Origin of the sequence: Micromonospora parva (genome assembly GCF_000718515.1) — a bacterium.
In the GTDB taxonomy this organism is placed as follows: Bacteria; Actinomycetota; Actinomycetes; order Mycobacteriales; family Micromonosporaceae; genus Micromonospora; species Micromonospora parva.
The window spans coordinates 212,704-228,871 of record NZ_JNZS01000012.1 but is presented as its reverse complement, the minus strand read 5'-3'; the positions used below and the strand labels follow the sequence as shown (position 1 = coordinate 228,871).

The 16,168-nt window shown below is 70.4% G+C and carries 17 protein-coding genes; 9 read left to right on the top strand and 8 right to left on the bottom strand.

The features are described 5' to 3' along the window. Positions 1 to 4: 4 nt before the first annotated feature. On the bottom strand, positions 5 to 388 hold the full coding sequence (locus IF22_RS0119300; protein ID WP_030333927.1) for a hypothetical protein: 384 nt from the start codon (positions 386 to 388) through the stop codon (positions 5 to 7). Between the two features lie 401 nt (positions 389 to 789). Here IF22_RS0119300 and IF22_RS0119295 point away from each other — a divergent pair, with 401 nt between their 5' ends. Then, positions 790 to 1,224 carry a DUF6223 family protein gene (locus tag IF22_RS0119295; protein WP_030333926.1) on the top strand — a complete coding sequence of 145 codons (435 nt, stop codon included), beginning with the start codon at positions 790 to 792 and terminating at the stop codon, positions 1,222 to 1,224. A gap of 53 nt (positions 1,225 to 1,277) precedes the next feature. Here IF22_RS0119295 and IF22_RS0119290 read toward each other — a convergent pair whose 3' ends face one another. The 4 genes from IF22_RS0119290 to IF22_RS0119275 all read right to left on the bottom strand — a co-directional run bounded on the left by IF22_RS0119290 (position 1,278) and on the right by IF22_RS0119275 (position 5,751). Continuing rightward, positions 1,278 to 1,937, bottom strand: a complete 660-nt coding sequence (locus IF22_RS0119290) for a response regulator (RefSeq protein ID WP_030333925.1) — start codon at positions 1,935 to 1,937, stop codon at positions 1,278 to 1,280. After that, entirely contained in the window at positions 1,934 to 3,067 is a 1,134-nt protein-coding gene (locus IF22_RS0119285) for a sensor histidine kinase (RefSeq protein ID WP_036411816.1), read from the bottom strand. Before IF22_RS0119285 ends, IF22_RS0119290 begins: the two co-directional genes overlap by 4 nt. Positions 3,068 to 3,133: 66 nt before the next feature. Next, positions 3,134 to 5,014: an ABC transporter ATP-binding protein gene (locus IF22_RS0119280; protein WP_051708637.1), complete on the bottom strand. Its 1,881-nt coding sequence runs from the start codon at positions 5,012 to 5,014 to the stop codon at positions 3,134 to 3,136. Positions 5,015 to 5,262: 248 nt separating this feature from the next. Then, positions 5,263 to 5,751, bottom strand: a complete 489-nt coding sequence (locus tag IF22_RS0119275; protein ID WP_030333919.1) for a MarR family winged helix-turn-helix transcriptional regulator — start codon at positions 5,749 to 5,751, stop codon at positions 5,263 to 5,265. 107 nt (positions 5,752 to 5,858) lie between these two features. On the opposite strand from IF22_RS0119275, the gene IF22_RS0119270 reads away from it, so the two are divergent. The 3 genes from IF22_RS0119270 to IF22_RS0119260 are packed head-to-tail and all read left to right on the top strand — an operon-like array spanning position 5,859 to position 8,672. Further along, a complete protein-coding gene (locus IF22_RS0119270; RefSeq protein ID WP_030333917.1) occupies positions 5,859 to 6,908 on the top strand; it encodes an LLM class flavin-dependent oxidoreductase in 1,050 nt (349 codons plus the stop codon). Continuing rightward, on the top strand, positions 6,901 to 7,929 hold the full coding sequence (locus tag IF22_RS0119265) for an LLM class flavin-dependent oxidoreductase (protein ID WP_030333914.1): 1,029 nt from the start codon (positions 6,901 to 6,903) through the stop codon (positions 7,927 to 7,929). The genes IF22_RS0119270 and IF22_RS0119265 overlap by 8 nt, the downstream gene beginning before the upstream one ends. Before the next feature lie 26 nt (positions 7,930 to 7,955). Then, entirely contained in the window at positions 7,956 to 8,672 is a 717-nt protein-coding gene (locus IF22_RS0119260) for an NADPH-dependent F420 reductase (RefSeq protein WP_030333912.1), read from the top strand. A gap of 5 nt (positions 8,673 to 8,677) precedes the next feature. Here IF22_RS0119260 and IF22_RS0119255 read toward each other — a convergent pair whose 3' ends face one another. Together IF22_RS0119255 and IF22_RS0119250 are read right to left on the bottom strand one after the other, a co-directional pair. Further along, complete coding sequence (locus IF22_RS0119255) at positions 8,678 to 9,397, bottom strand: hypothetical protein (RefSeq protein ID WP_030333910.1); 720 nt, start codon at positions 9,395 to 9,397, stop codon at positions 8,678 to 8,680. Positions 9,398 to 9,411: 14 nt separating this feature from the next. Next, positions 9,412 to 10,185, bottom strand: coding sequence for a GNAT family N-acetyltransferase (locus tag IF22_RS0119250; protein ID WP_051708624.1), 774 nt, complete (start codon positions 10,183 to 10,185; stop codon positions 9,412 to 9,414). Positions 10,186 to 10,387: 202 nt separating this feature from the next. Here IF22_RS0119250 and IF22_RS0119245 point away from each other — a divergent pair, with 202 nt between their 5' ends. The 5 genes from IF22_RS0119245 (at position 10,388) to IF22_RS0119225 (ending at position 14,181) form a co-directional block, all read left to right on the top strand. Then, complete coding sequence (locus IF22_RS0119245) at positions 10,388 to 10,834, top strand: iron chaperone (RefSeq protein ID WP_030333908.1); 447 nt, start codon at positions 10,388 to 10,390, stop codon at positions 10,832 to 10,834. Positions 10,835 to 10,972: 138 nt separating this feature from the next. Continuing rightward, positions 10,973 to 11,488: a hypothetical protein gene (locus tag IF22_RS0119240; RefSeq protein WP_030333907.1), complete on the top strand. Its 516-nt coding sequence runs from the start codon at positions 10,973 to 10,975 to the stop codon at positions 11,486 to 11,488. 3 nt (positions 11,489 to 11,491) lie between these two features. After that, the gene (locus tag IF22_RS0119235; protein ID WP_030333906.1) at positions 11,492 to 12,298 is read left to right on the top strand and encodes an inositol monophosphatase family protein; all 807 of its coding nucleotides are present in this window, start codon (positions 11,492 to 11,494) and stop codon (positions 12,296 to 12,298) included. Positions 12,299 to 12,404: 106 nt separating this feature from the next. After that, the gene (gene sodN / locus IF22_RS0119230) at positions 12,405 to 12,809 is read left to right on the top strand and encodes a superoxide dismutase, Ni (protein ID WP_030333904.1); all 405 of its coding nucleotides are present in this window, start codon (positions 12,405 to 12,407) and stop codon (positions 12,807 to 12,809) included. A 61-nt stretch (positions 12,810 to 12,870) separates the two neighbouring features. Further along, positions 12,871 to 14,181 (top strand): radical SAM protein, encoded by a 1,311-nt coding sequence (locus IF22_RS0119225; protein WP_030333901.1) that lies wholly within the window; start codon positions 12,871 to 12,873, stop codon positions 14,179 to 14,181. Positions 14,182 to 14,283: 102 nt separating this feature from the next. Here the strand turns inward: IF22_RS0119225 and IF22_RS0119220 are convergent, their stop codons facing one another. Beyond that, positions 14,284 to 15,834: a pectate lyase family protein gene (locus tag IF22_RS0119220; protein WP_030333899.1), complete on the bottom strand. Its 1,551-nt coding sequence runs from the start codon at positions 15,832 to 15,834 to the stop codon at positions 14,284 to 14,286. Positions 15,835 to 16,168 lie beyond the last annotated feature (334 nt).

The following is a 16,168-nucleotide window of genomic DNA, read 5'->3' as shown; positions in this document are numbered from 1 at the left end:
CCGGTCAACGGCCGAACGCGAGGTAGAGACCCAGGCCGAAGTTCACCACCAGGATGATCGCGCCGGCGACGGCAGACCAGCGCTGCCACGCCGTCCACCGGACCGTCCTCTGGGATTCGACGATGCCCGCCTCCTCCACCCGCACGGCGGCGATCCTCTCCCGCTCGCTGGTGTCCCGGCGGTCTGCGGTCATGTTGGCGCTGAACAGGGCGACGTTGGCGCGGAGCTCCTCGGTGAGAAATTGGAGAGCCTGCGTCATCGAGTCGATCGAACCATTGATCTTTCGCAGGTGCTCATCGTGCCCCTGTAGACGTTGCTCGATCCGACCCGCGTCGAGACCGCGGGCGTAGGCAGCCGCCTTTTCCTCGGTGTTCTCCGGACTTGTCATGGTGCCCTCGGCGTCGACGACGGCGCCGCGATCCCCCGCTGGGGCGGAATCTCCACGGCCGCCAGATGGCAGGGCCGGTGTCGAGGCGGGGTGCTTGTGAGAAGCATGGATGTCACCTCCTGAACCCGCACCACCTGGTCCGATGCATCAGTCGTACCACTCGCAGACCGTGAACGCCACTGCTCGGATCCGACAAAACCCCAGGTCAAGGGCCATTCCCGCTCAGCTCGCGCCGGGGTCGTGGGGCCGGGCAAGCCCGGGGAGACAACCGCGGCGGTACGCCGTTGCGAGCGCGTACATCCCGGGTGGTAGGCCCGTTGGCAACTCCGGCATGACGACTCGCGGGCGGTCCCGTTCCTACGCTGCCGCATGTAGTCGTCAGCCGACCGAGGGGAACCACGATGTCCGTCCGCCACCTGCTCGCCACCGCCGTAGCCGTCCCAATCGGGGGGATCACGCTCAGCGCGCCGGCAGCCGCGCACGCCTCGGCCCAGTCGACCGCAGCCGCTGCGCTCTCCATGAGCTCCGGGCGTCTCGGTGCCAGCGCCGCCGTCCTGCTGGGCCTGGCCGGCGCCGTCGTCGGGGGGCTGGCTCTGGCCCGCCCCGCCAGTCGCATCGGCACCGGCTCGGGCAGCCTCGGAGCCTTCCTGGCCCTGGCGGCGGGCCTGATCGGCTTGGCGCTCGGCGCGCTGGTGGTGGTCACCTCCGACGGCGGTGTCGGCACCGGCAACGGGCTGGGTGGGGCCTACGTGGCAGTGGTGGTCGGGGTGATCAGCGCGGCCCTCGGCGGGCTGGCGCTGGCCCGCGCCCGCCGCACCGACCGGCTGACCGCCTGACCGATCAGGACGCCGGCCGGTGGCTCTGCCGGCCAGCCCGGAGGCGGTGGTCGCTAGCGGGTGAGCCAACCGGGCACGGTCAGGCCGGACTCGTAGGCGAGGATCACCAACTGGGCCCGGTCCCGGGCAGCCGCCTTGGTCATGATCCGGCTGACATGTGTCTTGGCGGTGGCCGGGCTCAGCACCAGTCGCGCGGCGATCTCGTCGTTGGACAGGCCGGCCGCTACCAGCGCCAGCACCTCCCGCTCCCGTTCGGTGAGCACGCTCAGTCGCGGCCCCGGGTCGGGATGCCCGGCCCGGGCCGCGAACTCGGCGATCAACCGACGGGTGATCGACGGCGCGATCAGCGCGTCGCCCCGGGCCACCACCCGCACGCCGTGGATCAACTCGGCCGGTTCGGTGTCCTTTACCAGAAAGCCGCTGGCGCCGGCGCGCAGCGCCCCGTAGACGTATTCGTCCAGGTCGAACGTGGTCAGGATGATGACCCGGGCGTCGGAGTTCCCGACGATCTCCCCGGTCGCGGCCAGGCCGTCCAGCCCGGGCATCCGGATGTCCATGAGCACGACATCCGGCCGCAGTTGCCGGGCGAGCCGCACCGCCTGCGCGCCGTCGGCAGCCTCGCCGACCACCTCGATGCCGTCCTCGCCGTCCAGGATGGATCGGAAACCGGCGCGGACCAGGGTCTGGTCGTCGACGAGCAGCAGCCGGATCATTCCCGCTCCCCCGCCGGGCCGGACCGCACCGGCAGCCGGGCACAGACCCGGAAGCCGCCGTCCGGCTGCGAGCCCGCGCTCAACGAACCGCCCAGTGCCCGCGCCCGCTCACGCATGCCGACGATCCCGCTGCCCGGCGTACCCGGTTGGCTGGTGCCGTCGTCCTCGACCTCCACGAGCACGTCGTCGTGGTCGGGTCGGACCCGGACCACGGCCGTGGTGGCACCCGCGTGCCGTGCCACGTTGGTGAGCGCCTCCTGGACGATCCGATACACCGCCAGGTCGACCTCCGGCGGCAGCGACCGGGTCTCCGCCAACTCGGTGCGGATCTCCAACTCCGGCCGACCGGCCGTCCTGACGAGATCGTCGAGGCGGGACAGACCGGGTCCGGGCGCGAGCGACCCCGCACCCTCCTGCCGCAGTACGCCGAGCGTCGCGCGCAACTCGCTCAACGTCTCCTTGCTGGTCTGTTTGATCGCGGTGAGGGCCTGCTCGGACCGGACCGGATCGGGCCGGTGCAACGCGGCGCTGGCCTGCACGTTGATCAGTGACAGGTGGTGGCCGAGCACGTCGTGCAGTTCCCGGGCTATGCGCAGCCGCTCCTCGGTGGCCCGCCGCCGGGCCTCCTCCTCCATCCGCTGCTCGGCGGCGGCCGCTCGGGCCTGCGCCTCGGCGAGGTAGGCGCGACGGTTGCGGGTCACCCCGACGATGACCGCGACGAGCCAGCCCGCGTGCAGCAGTGTCGCCCCGTTCATGCTGGTCGGGGACCGGTTGTAGCTGTCCGCCACGGCGAAGGCGATCACCGAGGCGAGACCCAGCCCGATGGCGACCGCGAGATACCCCTCGTCGACGACTGTGTAGAGCGCCACGACGAACACCAGCATGATCGGGCCGGGCCGGTGCAGCAGCACCCCGTACGCGCCGACGGCGGCCAGCGCCACGACGCCCACCGGCACCGGGTGACGCCGGCGGACGTACAGCGCGCCGGACGAGAGCAGCACCACCGGCAGGGCCGCCCATTCGGCGGTGGTGTCGAGGCCGCGCGACTGCACCACCAGGCCCACGAGGGCGATCAGGCCGACGACGAGCACCAGGGCCGTGTTCGCCGAACGGCCGCGCCACCCTGACATGCGCGGAAGCCTAGCCGCTCGGCGGGGAACGGGAGAAGGTCTGACCCGGGGCTGGCGGTGGCGTCCTCAGTGGGAGCTCGGTGCGGGCCGGTGGCCGTCCCTCAGCTTCGCGTCGTAGCCGGCGGCCTGGAGTGCGAACAGTTCGGCGTACCGGCCGCCGGTGGCGACGAGGTCGGCGTGTGAGCCGGCCTCGACCAGTCGGCCGTGGTGCAGGACGAAGATCCGGTCGGCGTGCCGGACGTTGGCGAGCCGGTGCGTGATGAGGATCGTGGTGGCGCGACCTCTGCGGTCCCGAATGGCCTGGAACAGGGCATCCTCGGCGCGCGGATCGAGCGCGGAGGACGGCTCATCCATGATCAGCAGTTCGGCGTCGCGCAGGAAGCCGCGGGCCGCGGTGATGCGTTGCCACTGCCCACCGGAGAGGTCCTGACCGCGCGCGAAGGTCCGGTCGAGCAGTGTCTCGTACCCGTGCGGAAGTTCGTTGATCATGTCGTGGGCGACCGCGCGGCCGGCGGCGGCCTCGATGCGATCCTGCCGGGCCTCGCTGTCGACGTCGCCGATGGCGATGTTCGTGGCCGCGGTGAACGGCCACTTGTGGTATTCCTGCGTCACGACCGCGATCCGGGCCCGCAGCCCGTCGACGTCGAGCTCCGACAACGGGCGGCCGTTCCACTCGATACCGCCAGCGGTGGGCACGCGCAGGCCGGCGATCATCGCGGCGAGGGTGGTCTTGCCCGAGCCGTTCTCCCCGACGAACGCGACCGTCTGCCCGGCGGTGATCGTCAACGTGACGCCGTCGACGGCCGGGGTGTCCCGGTCGGGATAGCGCAGGCTCACCCCGTTGACCGTCAACTCCCGCAACCGGTCCGGGGCGGCCCCGGCTTCGTCGTCGGCGTTGCCCGGCAGGTAGGCGTCAGCGCGGGTCATGAAGCCGGTGTAGTCGCCGAAGTGCTGCCCCTCCGTGTAGACGTGGTCGACCTGGAAGGTCGCGATGGCCAGGGACCGTTGCGCGGACTGCACCGCGATCACGCAGGTCGCCGCCGCGGCGAGCGGGATCTGCCCGTCCAGGAGCAGCAACCCGAGCAGGGCGTAGACGGTGCCGGTGGCGAGGCCACCGATGATCGCTCCGACAGTGGTGGTCGTGGTGACGCGCCGGGCCAGGGCGAGCTGGATGTCGGTCTCCACCCGCATCACCCGGTCGTACTGGTCGAGCAGGAACCGGCGCAGACCGTACGAGCGCAACTCCGGTGCCGAGGCACGTTCGGCCATCAACTTGTGCAGCAGCCACAGTCGACGTCGGCGCACCGATCCGGCGGTGTACGTCTGGTAGCGCAGATGCCCGGCCCGCAACGACGCCCATGCCGTGGGCACCGTGGCGACCAGCAGCGCCAGCAGCAGCAGCGGATGGATGATGATGACGGCAGCCGCCACGGCGAGCAGGCCGGCCAGCCCGGCGAGCAGGTTCATCGACGCCTGCACCAGCCCGATCGTCGACTCGGTGCCCCGCGAGGCGCGTTCCATGTCGTCGGCGAACGCGTCCGCGTCGAACGCCTCCAACCGGACCGCTGTGGACACCTCGAACAGGCCCCGCTCCACCTCCCGGCTCACCCGGGGCGTCAGCCCGTTCTGCGCGTACCCGGTGGCGATGCCCATCCCGGCGCGGAGCGCGACCGTCACGGCCAGCACGACCAGCGCGGGCAGTGCCGCCCGCACCTTGTCCGGTGTCGGCCCGCCGGCGAACAACTCCACCAGCACCCGCTGCGTGGCCAGCAGCCCGAAGGCCGCCATCACCCCCGCGCCGACGGTGGCCACAGCCACCACGCCGGTACGGAGCCGGTCCGCGCGCCAACTGATGCCGAGTGCGGTCCACACCAACCTGGGCAACTCCGCGAAGACGGCGAAGACGCCGGCCTCGGCGCGCGCCCGCACCCCCGTCTCCCACCACATCTCCCGCAGTTCCGGCAGCACCGATTCGGTACGTCCCGGGCGGGACTGCTCTGGCCTGACCCGGTGGGCCTCTGCGGTGGCGGTCTCGCTCATGGACGTACCTCCCGGGCGGCGCGGCCGACGCCGTCCCCGCGGGCGGGCGGGGTGGCGGCTTTCTGGAGGATTGGACCACCCGGACGTAGCTGTCGGCAATCGCCCGCGCACTTACAGTTATGAATGCGATAGTGCCGGGGAGCCACCCTGACGTGTCACTCCGCGCGCAGGGCGTCGAGGCGCGCTCGCAGCGCCGTGGCGATCTCGCCCGCCGCGACGATCTGGTCCGGGGTGAGGGCGTCGACGAAGAGTTCACGGATGGCGCGCAGGTGCGGAACGGTGGCGCCCTTGAACGCCTCGGCGCCGGCTGTCGTGAGCAGCACCTCGGCGCCACGGGGCACCGTCGCGCACTCCTGGCGGCGGATCAGGCCGCGCCGTTCCATCCGCCCGAGGTGGTGCGAGAGGCGGCTCCGCTCCCACCCGATGTGCGCGGCGAGTTCGGACGACCGCATCGCCTGACCCTGCGCCTCGCTGAGGGCGAGGAGCACGGCGTAGTCGCCCGTCGAGAGCGAGGAGTCGCTCTGCAACCGGGACTCGAGCCGGGAGCCGAGCGCTGCCGTCGTCTCGATGAAGTCCCGCCAGATCCGCAGCTCGTCGGCGGTGGGGAGCTGGCGCCCCCGCCGAGCCGGTGTGGCGTCCGTCATCTCACTCTCCTGGGAATTGACGTGTCAATTGCCAAGTTAGCATCATTGACACGTCAACCGGTAGGTCTGCTTCCGCAGCTCGCCGGCTGAGCACCGAGGAGGAGACGATGGCAGCTGCAGACTTCGAGCTGGGGCTGAACTCGTTCGGGGAGGTCGCCACCGACGGCGACCGGACCCTGAGCGACGCCGAGACCGTACGGCTACTCGTCGACGAGGCACGGCTCGCCGAGTCGGCCGGACTCGACGTGTTCAGCGTCGGTGAGCACTACCGCGAGGGCCACAACGACTCGGCGGCACCCGTGCTGCTGGCGGCGGCCGCGACGGCGACCGAGCGAATTCGTCTCGGCACCTCGGTCACCGTGCTCAGCACCAACGACCCGGTGCGGCTCTACCACGAGTTCTCCACCCTCGACGCCGTCTCCAACGGCCGCGCCCAGGTGATCCTCGGCCGCGCCTCGGCAACCGAGTCGTTCCCGTTGTTCGGTTACGACCTCGCCGACTACGAGCGGTTGTTCGAGGAGAAGCTGGACCTCTTCCTGCGGCTGCGACAGGACGAACCGGTCACCTGGTCCGGCACGGTACGAAGCCCGCTCACCGCGCAGCGGCTGCACCCACGGATGCCCGCCGGCGGCATCCCGACCTGGATCGGGGTCGGGGGAAGCCCGAACTCGGTCATCCGCGCCGCCCGGCACGGACTTCCGCTCATGCTCGCGATCATCGGCGGGCGTCCGCAGCGCTTCGCCGGCCACGTCGACCTCTACACCAGGGCGCTCGAACAGTTCGGGCATACCCTGCCGCCAATCGGGCAGCACTCCCTCGGCCTGGTCGCGGACACCGACGAGGAGGCGGTGGAGACGTGGTGGCGGTACTGGCAGCCGGTCGCGACGGCCCTGGCCGCCGAACGCGGCTTCTACAAACCGGACCGCGCGCGCTACGAGGCCGAAATCGACCACGGGGCGCTGTTCGTCGGCTCACCCGAGACGGTGGCGCAGAAGATCGCCACTGTCGCTCGCGACCTGCGGCTGAGCCGCTTCGACCTGAAGTACGACATCATGCACCTGCCCCGCGAGGCCCGTGCGCGCACGATCCACCTGCTGGGCAGTGCGGTCGCGCCACGGGTCCGGGAGCTGCTGGCGAAGGAGCCCAACCATGTCTGATCTCTTGTTCGGCCTTGACACGTTCGGTGACGTACCGCAGGACGACGCCGGCAATCTCGTCTCCCACGCGGCGGCGATCCGGCAGGTCGTCGACGAGGCGGTGCTCGCCGACCAGCTCGGGGTCGACGTCATCGCCCTGGGCGAGCACCACCGTCCGGAGTACTCCGTCTCCACACCGGAGACGGTGCTGGCCGGCATCGCCACCCGCACCTCGCGGATCCGGTTGGCCTCCGGCGTGACAGTGCTCAGTTCGGACGACCCGGTGCGGGTGTTCCAGCGCTTCGCCACCGTGGACGCGCTGTCGAACGGCCGGGCCGAGGTCATCCTCGGCCGCGGCTCGTTCACCGAGTCGTTCCCGTTGTTCGGTTACGACCTGCGCGACTACGACACGCTGTTCGAGGAGAAGATCGACCTGTTCGTGAAGTTGCTGGACGAGAAACCGGTCACCTGGAGCGGGACCCTGCGTGCCCCGCTGGAGAACGCCGACGTCTTCCCGAAGACCGAGTCGGGTCGCCTGGACACCTGGGTCGGCGTGGGCGGCTCGCCGCAGTCGGTCGTCCGCACCGCCCAGTACGGGCTTCCGCTCATGCTCGCCATCATCGGCGGCGCTCCCGACCGCTTCGCGCCCTACATCGACCTCTACCGCCGGGCCGCCGCGCAACTCGGCACCACCGCGCACCCGGTCGGGATGCACTCGCCCGGCTTCATCGCCGACACCGACGAGGAGGCCAAGGAGATCTACTGGCCGCACTACCGGATCATGCGGGACCGGATCGGCAAACTGCGGGGTTGGCCGCCGATCCGCCGCCAGGAGTTCGACTCCGAGGTGGAGAACGGCTCCCTCTACATCGGTTCACCGGAGACGGTGGCCCGCCGCATGGCCCGGGCGATCCGCAGCCTCGGCGTCGGCCGGTTCGACCTCATCTACTCGGCCGGAGCACAGCCGGCGAGCGCCCGCATGCGCGCCGTGGAACTGTACGGCTCGAAGGTGATCCCCATGGTCCGCGAACTGCTGGCCTGACCGCCACTTCCCCGCGAGAGGACGACATGACCGACAACGACCGAAGCCGGCCTGCCACCCTCGGCATCCTCGGTGCCGGCAAGGTGGGCACCGTGCTCGCCCGGCTCGCCGTCGCCGCCGGCTACCGGGTACGGGTAGCCGGCTCCGGCGACCCGGCGAAGATCGCCCTCACCGTCGAGGTGCTCGCCCCGGGGGCCGAGGCCACCACCGCGCTGGACGCGGCGACCGACGCCGACATCGTCGTCCTCGCCCTACCCCTGGGCAAGCACCGCAGCATCCCCGCCGAGGCGTTGCGTGGCAAGCTCGTCGTCGACGCCATGAACTACTGGTGGGAGATCGACGGCATCCGCGACGACCTCACCGACCCGCGTACCTCGTCGAGCGAGATCGTCCAGGCGTTCCTGTCCGGCTCCCGGGTGGTGAAGGCGTTCAACCATATGGGTTATCACGACCTGGAGGACGAGGCCCGACCGGCCGGGGTGGCCGGGCGCAAGGCCATCGCGATCGCCGGCGACGACAGCGCCGACGTCGCCGAGGTGTCGACACTGGTGGACGCGCTCGGCTTCGATCCGGTCGTCGCCGGCCCGCTGGCCGAGGGGGTACGACTCGAACCGGGCAGCGAGTTGTTCGGCGCCAACGTGAGCGCCGACGAGGTCCGCGCGATGCTCGACCGCTTCCCGGAGTCGGAGCGGGGACGGATCGTCACCGCCGCCCGAGCCTCGACCTCACCCGGGGCCGCCTAGCGCGGCTACGCGGCGAAGGCCGCCCTCGGTTCGAGGAGCTGGCCGACGGCGTACTCCTCGTCGAAGGCGGCCGGGCCGAGCGCTTCGACCGCGGCGGCGCGCATCCGGGCGAGGTCCGCCGCGTCGTCCGGGTCCGGCACCTGGCCGAGCGCCGCGAACGCGGCATCCGCGACGCCGATCATCCGCGCCGCCCGCAGGTGATCTCCCTCGGCGGTCGCGAGCGCGGCGCCCGCGACGCAGACGTACGGCACGAAGTCGGCCCAGCCGTTGTCGAACACCCGCTCGCGGTTCTCGGCGAACAGCGTCCGCGCCACGTCGAGGTTGCCCAGCCCCAGCTCGCAGAACGCCAGGTTGTGATACTCGGAGTTGACGGTCTTGGGTTGGCCGAGCGTCTCGTTGAGCGCGATGCTCTCCCGGTACAGCTCCCGCGCCCGAACCAGGTCGCCGGACATCCGCGCGACGCCGGCCAGCACGTGCCTCGGCCGTTCCTCGAGGGCGCGGTCGCCGGAGCGCAGCGCCACCGCCAGGGCCTCCCGCGCCCGGGCCTCCCCGCCCGCCAGGTCGCCGCCGCGGATGGCGACCCGGGCGAGGCTGTAGCGGGCCTCCACCTCACCCGCCGGGTCGCCGGCCGCCCGCGCCCGCTCGATCTCGGCCTCGCTCATCCGCACCACGGCGTCGGTCTCGCCCCGCCGGAAGGCCGAACGCACGTTCTCACTGAAGCTCATGGCCTTCTCCCCCGTCACGCTTCGCTCGGTCGCGCCGTCAACATGGTCCAGTTCTGCACGAGCGCGAAGCCCATCGACTCGTAGAGCGGCCGGCCCATCGGGCTGCTGTGCAGGTAGGCGATGTCCGCGCCGGCCGCGATGCCGTCGCGCAGCACCGCTTCGGTGAGCGCCCGGCCGAGGCCACGACCCCGGGCGGACGGTACGACGCCGATGTTGAACACACCGACCACGCCGGCGGCCCGCATGCCGAGGGCGGTGCCGACGGGACGGCCGGACTCCTCGGCCAGATAGCCGGTCACGCCGTCGGTGTCGAGCACCGCGCCGCCCATCAGCGAGCCGAAGACACCGACGGGCACCTCGAAGCTCTCGGCGAAAGCAGCGGTGTACGTGTCGCTCTCGGCGGCGCCGACAGGGCGTACCAGGGTCTGCTGGGTCGAGCCGGTCCGGAACACGATGTCGTCGGTGGCGCAGGCCAACAGCGGGAGGGCGCCGCGTTCGGTGAGCCCATGCCGGGCCGCGAGCTCGGCGATCCCGGCGCTGGGCTCACCCCGGACGATGATCGACCAGTGCCGGACCTGCGCGCGGACCTCGGTTGCCAACTCGTCGAGCGAGCCGAGGTCCGGGTCCGTGGTCAGGTCGAAAACCCCGTTGAGCGACGCGATGCCGGTGCGGGTGACTCCCGCACGAGCGGTGCCGCGTTCGGCGTACCAGCCCTTCGGTGTCACCCGGCAGAGTGTCTCGATGGCGTCGGAGTACGCCGTCGCCAACCGGTCGGCGGTGGTGCTCATGCCTGGTCCCCCCATGGAACTGTCCCGACGAGTCCGTCAACCTAGCCAGCAATCCGTTAGACCAGCAAACGTGACGATTCGGGCAGTCGGCGGCGCTTCGTACCGATCAGGAATCGAGAAGCCCCGGGGCCGACGTCCGGCCTAGCCTTTTCCCAGAACGGCCGGCGGCACGCCGAGCCGGACGACGAGAGGGAGACCGCCCATGTCCACGAAGACCACCACCGAGTCCGACGGCTTCACCGCCGAGGAGCGCGCCGCGATGAAGGAGCGCGCCGCCGAGCTGCGCGCCGAGGGCAAGAAGGGTGCCAAGAAGGCCGACGGGCTCCAGGCGGTCCTCGACCGGATCGCGCAGATGGAGCCGGAGGATCGGGCGCTCGCCGAGCGCGTGCACGTGACGGTGACCGCCGCCGCCCCGGACCTGACGCCCAAGACCTGGTACGGGATGCCCGCCTACGCGAACGCGGACGGCAAGATCGTGGTCTTCTTCCAGGACTCCGGGAAGTTCAACTACCGGTACTCGACGCTGGGCTTCCAGGACACCGCCAACCTCGACGACGGCGACATGTGGCCGGCGTCGTACGCGCTGCAGAAGTGGAGCCCCGCCGTGGAGAAGAAGATCACCGAGCTGGTGCGGGCAGCGGTTTCCTGATCGTCCCGGTAACCGCCTGGATCGGGGCGACCACAGTGGCCGAGCGGCCAGAGGTGAGCGATGATCGGGGCCGGCGACCGAGGGAGACACAGTGCGGACGATGTGGCGCGGACCGTCAGCGGCGACACGAGCAGCCCGGTGACGGCCCGAGCGGGTGAGGCGTTCGACACCGCTCGGGCGGTCTCCCACGTCGAGTCGTTGCTCGCCGCCGAGCTGCCCCCGGACGGCGCGCCGGTCAGCGAGGGCGACCCGGCCACCGGTGAGTGGACCGGCACCCGGGGGGCGGGCTTCCAGATCATTCCGCTCTGGGAGAGCGACGACCTCGTCGGTGTGTACGGCGTCGAGTGGAACGAGGCCGAGGAGGTCGCCACGGCGAACCTGACCCTTGTCGTCGGTGAACTTGACCGCCGTTGGGGCCCGCACCGCAGGGTGTCCATGCACGTACCGCTGTTCCGCAAGCAGGCCGGCGCACCGATGCCGGCGCTGTTCCAGTCCCTGAGCGACATGGACTGCTACGGCGACCTCACCGTGTGGGGGCCGACGGCGGCCGAGGGCCGGTGGGTCGCGGTCTCGGTCAACCAGTGCGACGGCGACGCCCCGATGATCATGATCGCGGTGGTCAGTCGGTTCGCGATCACCGAACTGCCGGAGTGACACGTGTCGATCACCGACCAGGCCGTGGCCATCGCGGCGGCGGAGGCCGGCGCGGCAGTCGTCCGCGCGCGATTCGGGTCGCCGCTGACCCGCTTCATGAAGATCGGAAACGACTTCGCCACCACCGTCGACATCAAGGCGGAGGAGGCCATCCTCGGCGTCCTGCGCGGGGCGCGCCCCGACGACCTCGTGGTGGGCGAGGAGAGCGGGCGCACGGGCACCGGCGACAACGGCCGCACCTGGCTTGTCGATCCGCTCTGCGGCACGGTGAACTACGCCGCCCGCACCACGCTCGTGTCGGTCAACGTCGCGCTGCTCACCGGGACGGGCTGCGCCGTGGCCGCGTCGGCGGACCCGTTCAGCGGTGAGGTGTTCTGGACCGACGGCGGTGCCGCGTACGTCCGCCTCGCGGGCACCGACGAGCGGCTCGTGCCGTCGGCCGAGTCGAGGCTGGTCGACGTCAACCTCGACCCGCCGTTCCCCAGCCGGGACGTCTTCCTGGCCGCCCGGATGCTCGCCGACGAGGACTTCATCGAGCAGTTCCACCCCCGGGTGGTCTCCACCAGCCTGGCCGTTGCGTGGGTCGCCGCCGGTCGCCGCGCCGCCTACCTGACGGACCGCCACGACCTGAGCCGCAGCGTGCACTTCGCGGCCGGAATCGCGCTCTGCCAGGCGGCCGGTTGCGTGGTCACCGGGCTCGACGGCGAACCGCTGCACACCGGTGGGAACGGTCTCGTGGTGGCCGCTGACGAGCGGACACACGCCGCCCTGCTGACACTCGTCCGGAGGCAGCGCCCCGGACCAGCATGACACTTGACATGAAGTGGGGTTGAGGTTCTAGCGTCCCTAGATGATCACGTCCGGGCCGTCGCGTCCGGACGTCCGTCAGCCGAGCGCCACCGTCGGAGGGAATCTGATGCACCTGCCCCGCCCGCTCCGCCCGCGTACCGTCGCGAGCGCCCACTGCGACCTGCCGTGCGGCGTCTACGACCCGGCCCAGGCCCGCATCGAGGCCGAGTCGATCAAGGCGATCTCCGAGAAGTACCAGGCCAGCGACGACCCGGAGTTTCGCACCCGCTCCCTGCTCATCAAGGAGCAGCGAGCCGAGCTGGTCAAGCACCACCTCTGGGTCCTCTGGACCGACTACTTCAAGGCGCCGCACTTCGAGAAGTACCCCCAGCTGCACGGCCTGTTCAACGAGGCGACGAAGCTGGCGGGTGCCGGCGGCGCGAAGGGCGCCGCGGACCCGGCGGTCGCCGAGCAGCTCCTCGGGAAGATCGAGGAGATCTCGAAGATCTTCTGGGAGACCAAGCAGAGCTGAGCAGCCGGTACCGGGTGGCGCAGGCCACCCGGTTCGGGGTACCACGTTCGGGAGGAACCGCATGACGTCGCGCACCGACCTCGTCGAAGAGTTGATGAGCCGTTTCCCACACGTGCCGCGGGAGGCGGTCCTCAAGGAGGACCTGCTGCGGGGCGGGCTCGCCTTCGACGACGCGGCACTGACCGACAACGAACACGGCGACGTCAAGCCGAAGTCGTACTTCATCTTCTCCTTCGACCACCGGACGCTGCCGGAGCTGGGGACCGCCGCGCTGCGCCGACCGCCGGAGGAGATCGTGCTCACCGGGGGTCCGTACGAGCTACGCCGGACCGTCGTCTCGGTCCGCACCAACCCCAGTTCGCCGTACCGGGTCGCCACCGACGGCGACGGTCGACTGCGCCTGTTCCTGGACGGGCGGCCGATCGCCGATGTCGGGCTGCCCCCGATGCCGGCGTACTACCGCCACACCCTCGCCAACGGCAAGTCGGTGATGGAGGTCGCCCCGACGATCCAGTGGGGCTATCTCATCTACCTCACCGCGTTCCGGGTCTGCCAGTACTTCGGCGCCAAGGAGGAGTGCCAGTACTGCGACATCAACCACAACTGGCGGCAGCACAAGCAGGCCGGCCGCCCCTACACCGGGGTCAAGCCCGTGGACGAGGTCCTTGAGGCCCTGGAGATCATCAACCGGCACGACACCGACCGCGCGTCGCAGGCGTACACGCTGACCGGCGGCAGCATCACCTCGCAGGTCAACGGGCTGGCCGAGGCCGACTTCTACGGCCGGTACGCGCAGGCGATCGAGGAGCGTTTCCCGGGCCGCTGGATCGGCAAGGTGGTGGCCCAGGCGCTGCCCCGAGCCGATGTGCAGCGGTTCCACGACTACGGGATCCGCATCTACCACCCCAACTACGAGGTGTGGGACAAGCGGTTGTTCGAGTTGTACTGCCCGGGTAAGGAGCGCTACGTCGGTCGGGAGGAGTGGCACCGGCGCATCCTCGACTCCGCCGAGGTGTTCGGCCCGCGCAACGTGATCCCGAACTTCGTGGCGGGCGTCGAGATGGCCGCCCCGCACGGCTTCACCAGCGTCGACGAGGCGATCGCCTCCACCGCTGAGGGGCTCGACTACTTCATGTCCCGGGGGATCACGCCCCGGTTCACCACCTGGTGCCCGGAGCCCACCACCCCGCTCGGGCGGACGAACCCGCAGGGCGCGCCGCTCGAATACCACGTCCGCCTACTGGAGGTCTACCGGGCGACGATGGAGGCGCACGGTCTTTCCAGCCCGCCCGGTTACGGTCCGGCCGGGCCGGGGCGAGCGGTCTTCTCGGTCAGCTCCTTCATGGACACCCTGCCGTCGACTGATTCGTGACGGCCGCGCTCGGCTGACCAGCCGTGCGGAACTGCCGAACAGCGGTATACCTCAGGGGCATGAACATGCCCCTGAGGTATACCGCTGAGAACCGCATCGGCCCTAGCTGGCGTACGTCTCGAACTCACCGACTCGTGGCGTACCGCCGGAGCTGTTGATCTTGAAGTTGATCTTGCTCAACGAGGTCGCGGAGAAGGTGATCGTTCCGGCCCCGCTGCCGGCGGCCAGGACGGCGCCGTTGTCGTTGTTGATCAGCTGCCAGGACCCGATGGAGCCCTGGGTGCCGGACGGTTCGCGGATCACCACTCGGGACACCCGGGTCGCCGAGCCCCACTTGATCGAGATCGTGCCGGTCGACCCGGCCGGCGACCAGTAGGTGCTCACATCGCCGTCGCGGACGTTGCCGTAGCTGGTCCCGCTGGCCTTGCTGGAGCCGTCGGCGCCGGCGCCGAGGCTGAGGTTGGTCCCACCGGAGGGCGGCGGCGTGGTCGGCGGTGGCGTGGTGGGCGGTGGCGTGGTGGGTGGCGGGGTGGTGGGCGGCGGGGTCTGCGGCGAGCAACTGCCGTTCGACACCTTCAGGCCCGTGTTGGCGCCGACCGTCTGACGGACGATCTCCGGTACGCAGCTCGCGCCGTCGAGGCTGTACGGGTAAGGGATGCTGACCGTGGTGGTGGAGGTCGGGTTGGGGCCGGCGGGGTAGTTCTCGCTGCCCGCGCTGGACCAGGTCACGTTGTCGAAGATGTTGCCGCCGACCTGCCAGTAGCCGCGCTCGTTGGTGTAGAAGGTGCCCAGGACGTCCTTGGAGTCGCGGAAGTAGTTGTTCTCCACCTTGGCCCTGGCGCCGGCCCGCGAGTTGATGCCGGACTCGTGCAGGCTCACGTAGTGGTTGTTGTAGATGTGGGCCACACCGCCGCGCAGCAGAGGCGTCCGGGAGTCGATGTTCTCGTAGAGGTTGTGGTGGTACGTGATGTAGCCGTTCGACAGGTCGCTCTCACTGGACCCGACGAGGCCGCCGCGACCAGAGTTGCGCAGGATGCTGTAGGACAGCGTCACGTACTGGGTGTTGTCCTTCATGTCGAAGAGGCCGTCGTACCCTTCGGACTCCCCACCCGAGGCTTCCAGGGTGACGTGGTCGACCCAGACGTTGCGGACCGTGCTCTCCATGCCGATCGCGTCCCCACCGTTCGAGGTGGGCGAGCCCGACTTCTTGACGTTCCGCACTGTCACGTTCTGGATGATGATGTTGCTGGAGTCCCGGATGTGGATGCCGAGCTGGTCGAAGACGGCGCTGCCGACCCCGATGATGGTGACGTTGCTGATCTGCTTGAGCTCGATCACGCCCGCCGCGGTGTTGCAGCTCGACCCCGACACCTTGCTGGTGTTGCCGTGGTTGATGGTCCCGCTGACCTCAATGGTGATCGGGGTGCTGCTGCTGGGCCGACCGCACAGCGCCGCGTGGATCGCCGTCCCGGTGGTGGCCCGCACCGTCTGCCCGCCCGCGCCGCCGGTGGTCCCGCCGTTCTGGGTGGCGTAGCCGGTGGCGTTGCCGACCGCCGCCGAGGCCTGCGGGGTCGGCACTGTCACCCCGACCGCTACCAGCACGGCCGCGGTGGCCAGCACCGCCCGACGTCGCAACGCGACTCGTCGTCTCATGTCGTCTCACCTTCGCATTCGTCTCGTACCAGGTTTCGACTCGACGGACACCGCGATCACACCTGCCGACTGACGTCGTTCAGGAATTGACGGCAGTCAATCGCGAGAATGTCATCGAGATCTTTCGTGCCCTGGTGGAAGCACTGATGTGTCGGGTGAGCGCGGCGCTCCTGGTGACGCCACTCGCCCGACCGTTAATCGAAACATCGATGTAACGCAATCGTAGGAAAGCGGTTTCCCTGAAGGCAATAGCTGACGCTTGCAGGTTTGTTGCAGTGCTCCCGGACGCTCGGGCGAGCGGGCGGGGCGCTCGCCCGAGCCCGGCCCGCAGGTT

What these genes read in the sequence shown, in the direction of transcription:
- IF22_RS0119260 (WP_030333912.1), top strand. Translation starts at nt 7,956, where the DNA reads ATGACCGACAACGACCGAAGCCGGCCTGCCACCCTCGGCATCCTCGGT.
- IF22_RS0119290 (WP_030333925.1), bottom strand. Translation starts at nt 1,937, where the DNA reads ATGATCCGGCTGCTGCTCGTCGACGACCAGACCCTGGTCCGCGCCGGT.
- IF22_RS0119280 (WP_051708637.1), bottom strand. Translation starts at nt 5,014, where the DNA reads ATGTGGTGGGAGACGGGGGTGCGGGCGCGCGCCGAGGCCGGCGTCTTC.
- IF22_RS0119255 (WP_030333910.1), bottom strand. Translation starts at nt 9,397, where the DNA reads ATGAGCTTCAGTGAGAACGTGCGTTCGGCCTTCCGGCGGGGCGAGACC.
- IF22_RS0119275 (WP_030333919.1), bottom strand. Translation starts at nt 5,751, where the DNA reads ATGACGGACGCCACACCGGCTCGGCGGGGGCGCCAGCTCCCCACCGCC.
- IF22_RS0119300 (WP_030333927.1), bottom strand. Translation starts at nt 388, where the DNA reads ATGACAAGTCCGGAGAACACCGAGGAAAAGGCGGCTGCCTACGCCCGC.
- IF22_RS0119270 (WP_030333917.1), top strand. Translation starts at nt 5,859, where the DNA reads ATGGCAGCTGCAGACTTCGAGCTGGGGCTGAACTCGTTCGGGGAGGTC.
- IF22_RS0119295 (WP_030333926.1), top strand. Translation starts at nt 790, where the DNA reads ATGTCCGTCCGCCACCTGCTCGCCACCGCCGTAGCCGTCCCAATCGGG.
- sodN (WP_030333904.1), top strand. Translation starts at nt 12,405, where the DNA reads ATGCACCTGCCCCGCCCGCTCCGCCCGCGTACCGTCGCGAGCGCCCAC.
- IF22_RS0119220 (WP_030333899.1), bottom strand. Translation starts at nt 15,834, where the DNA reads ATGAGACGACGAGTCGCGTTGCGACGTCGGGCGGTGCTGGCCACCGCG.
- IF22_RS0119265 (WP_030333914.1), top strand. Translation starts at nt 6,901, where the DNA reads ATGTCTGATCTCTTGTTCGGCCTTGACACGTTCGGTGACGTACCGCAG.
- IF22_RS0119250 (WP_051708624.1), bottom strand. Translation starts at nt 10,185, where the DNA reads ATGAGCACCACCGCCGACCGGTTGGCGACGGCGTACTCCGACGCCATC.
- IF22_RS0119245 (WP_030333908.1), top strand. Translation starts at nt 10,388, where the DNA reads ATGTCCACGAAGACCACCACCGAGTCCGACGGCTTCACCGCCGAGGAG.
- IF22_RS0119285 (WP_036411816.1), bottom strand. Translation starts at nt 3,067, where the DNA reads ATGTCAGGGTGGCGCGGCCGTTCGGCGAACACGGCCCTGGTGCTCGTC.
- IF22_RS0119225 (WP_030333901.1), top strand. Translation starts at nt 12,871, where the DNA reads ATGACGTCGCGCACCGACCTCGTCGAAGAGTTGATGAGCCGTTTCCCA.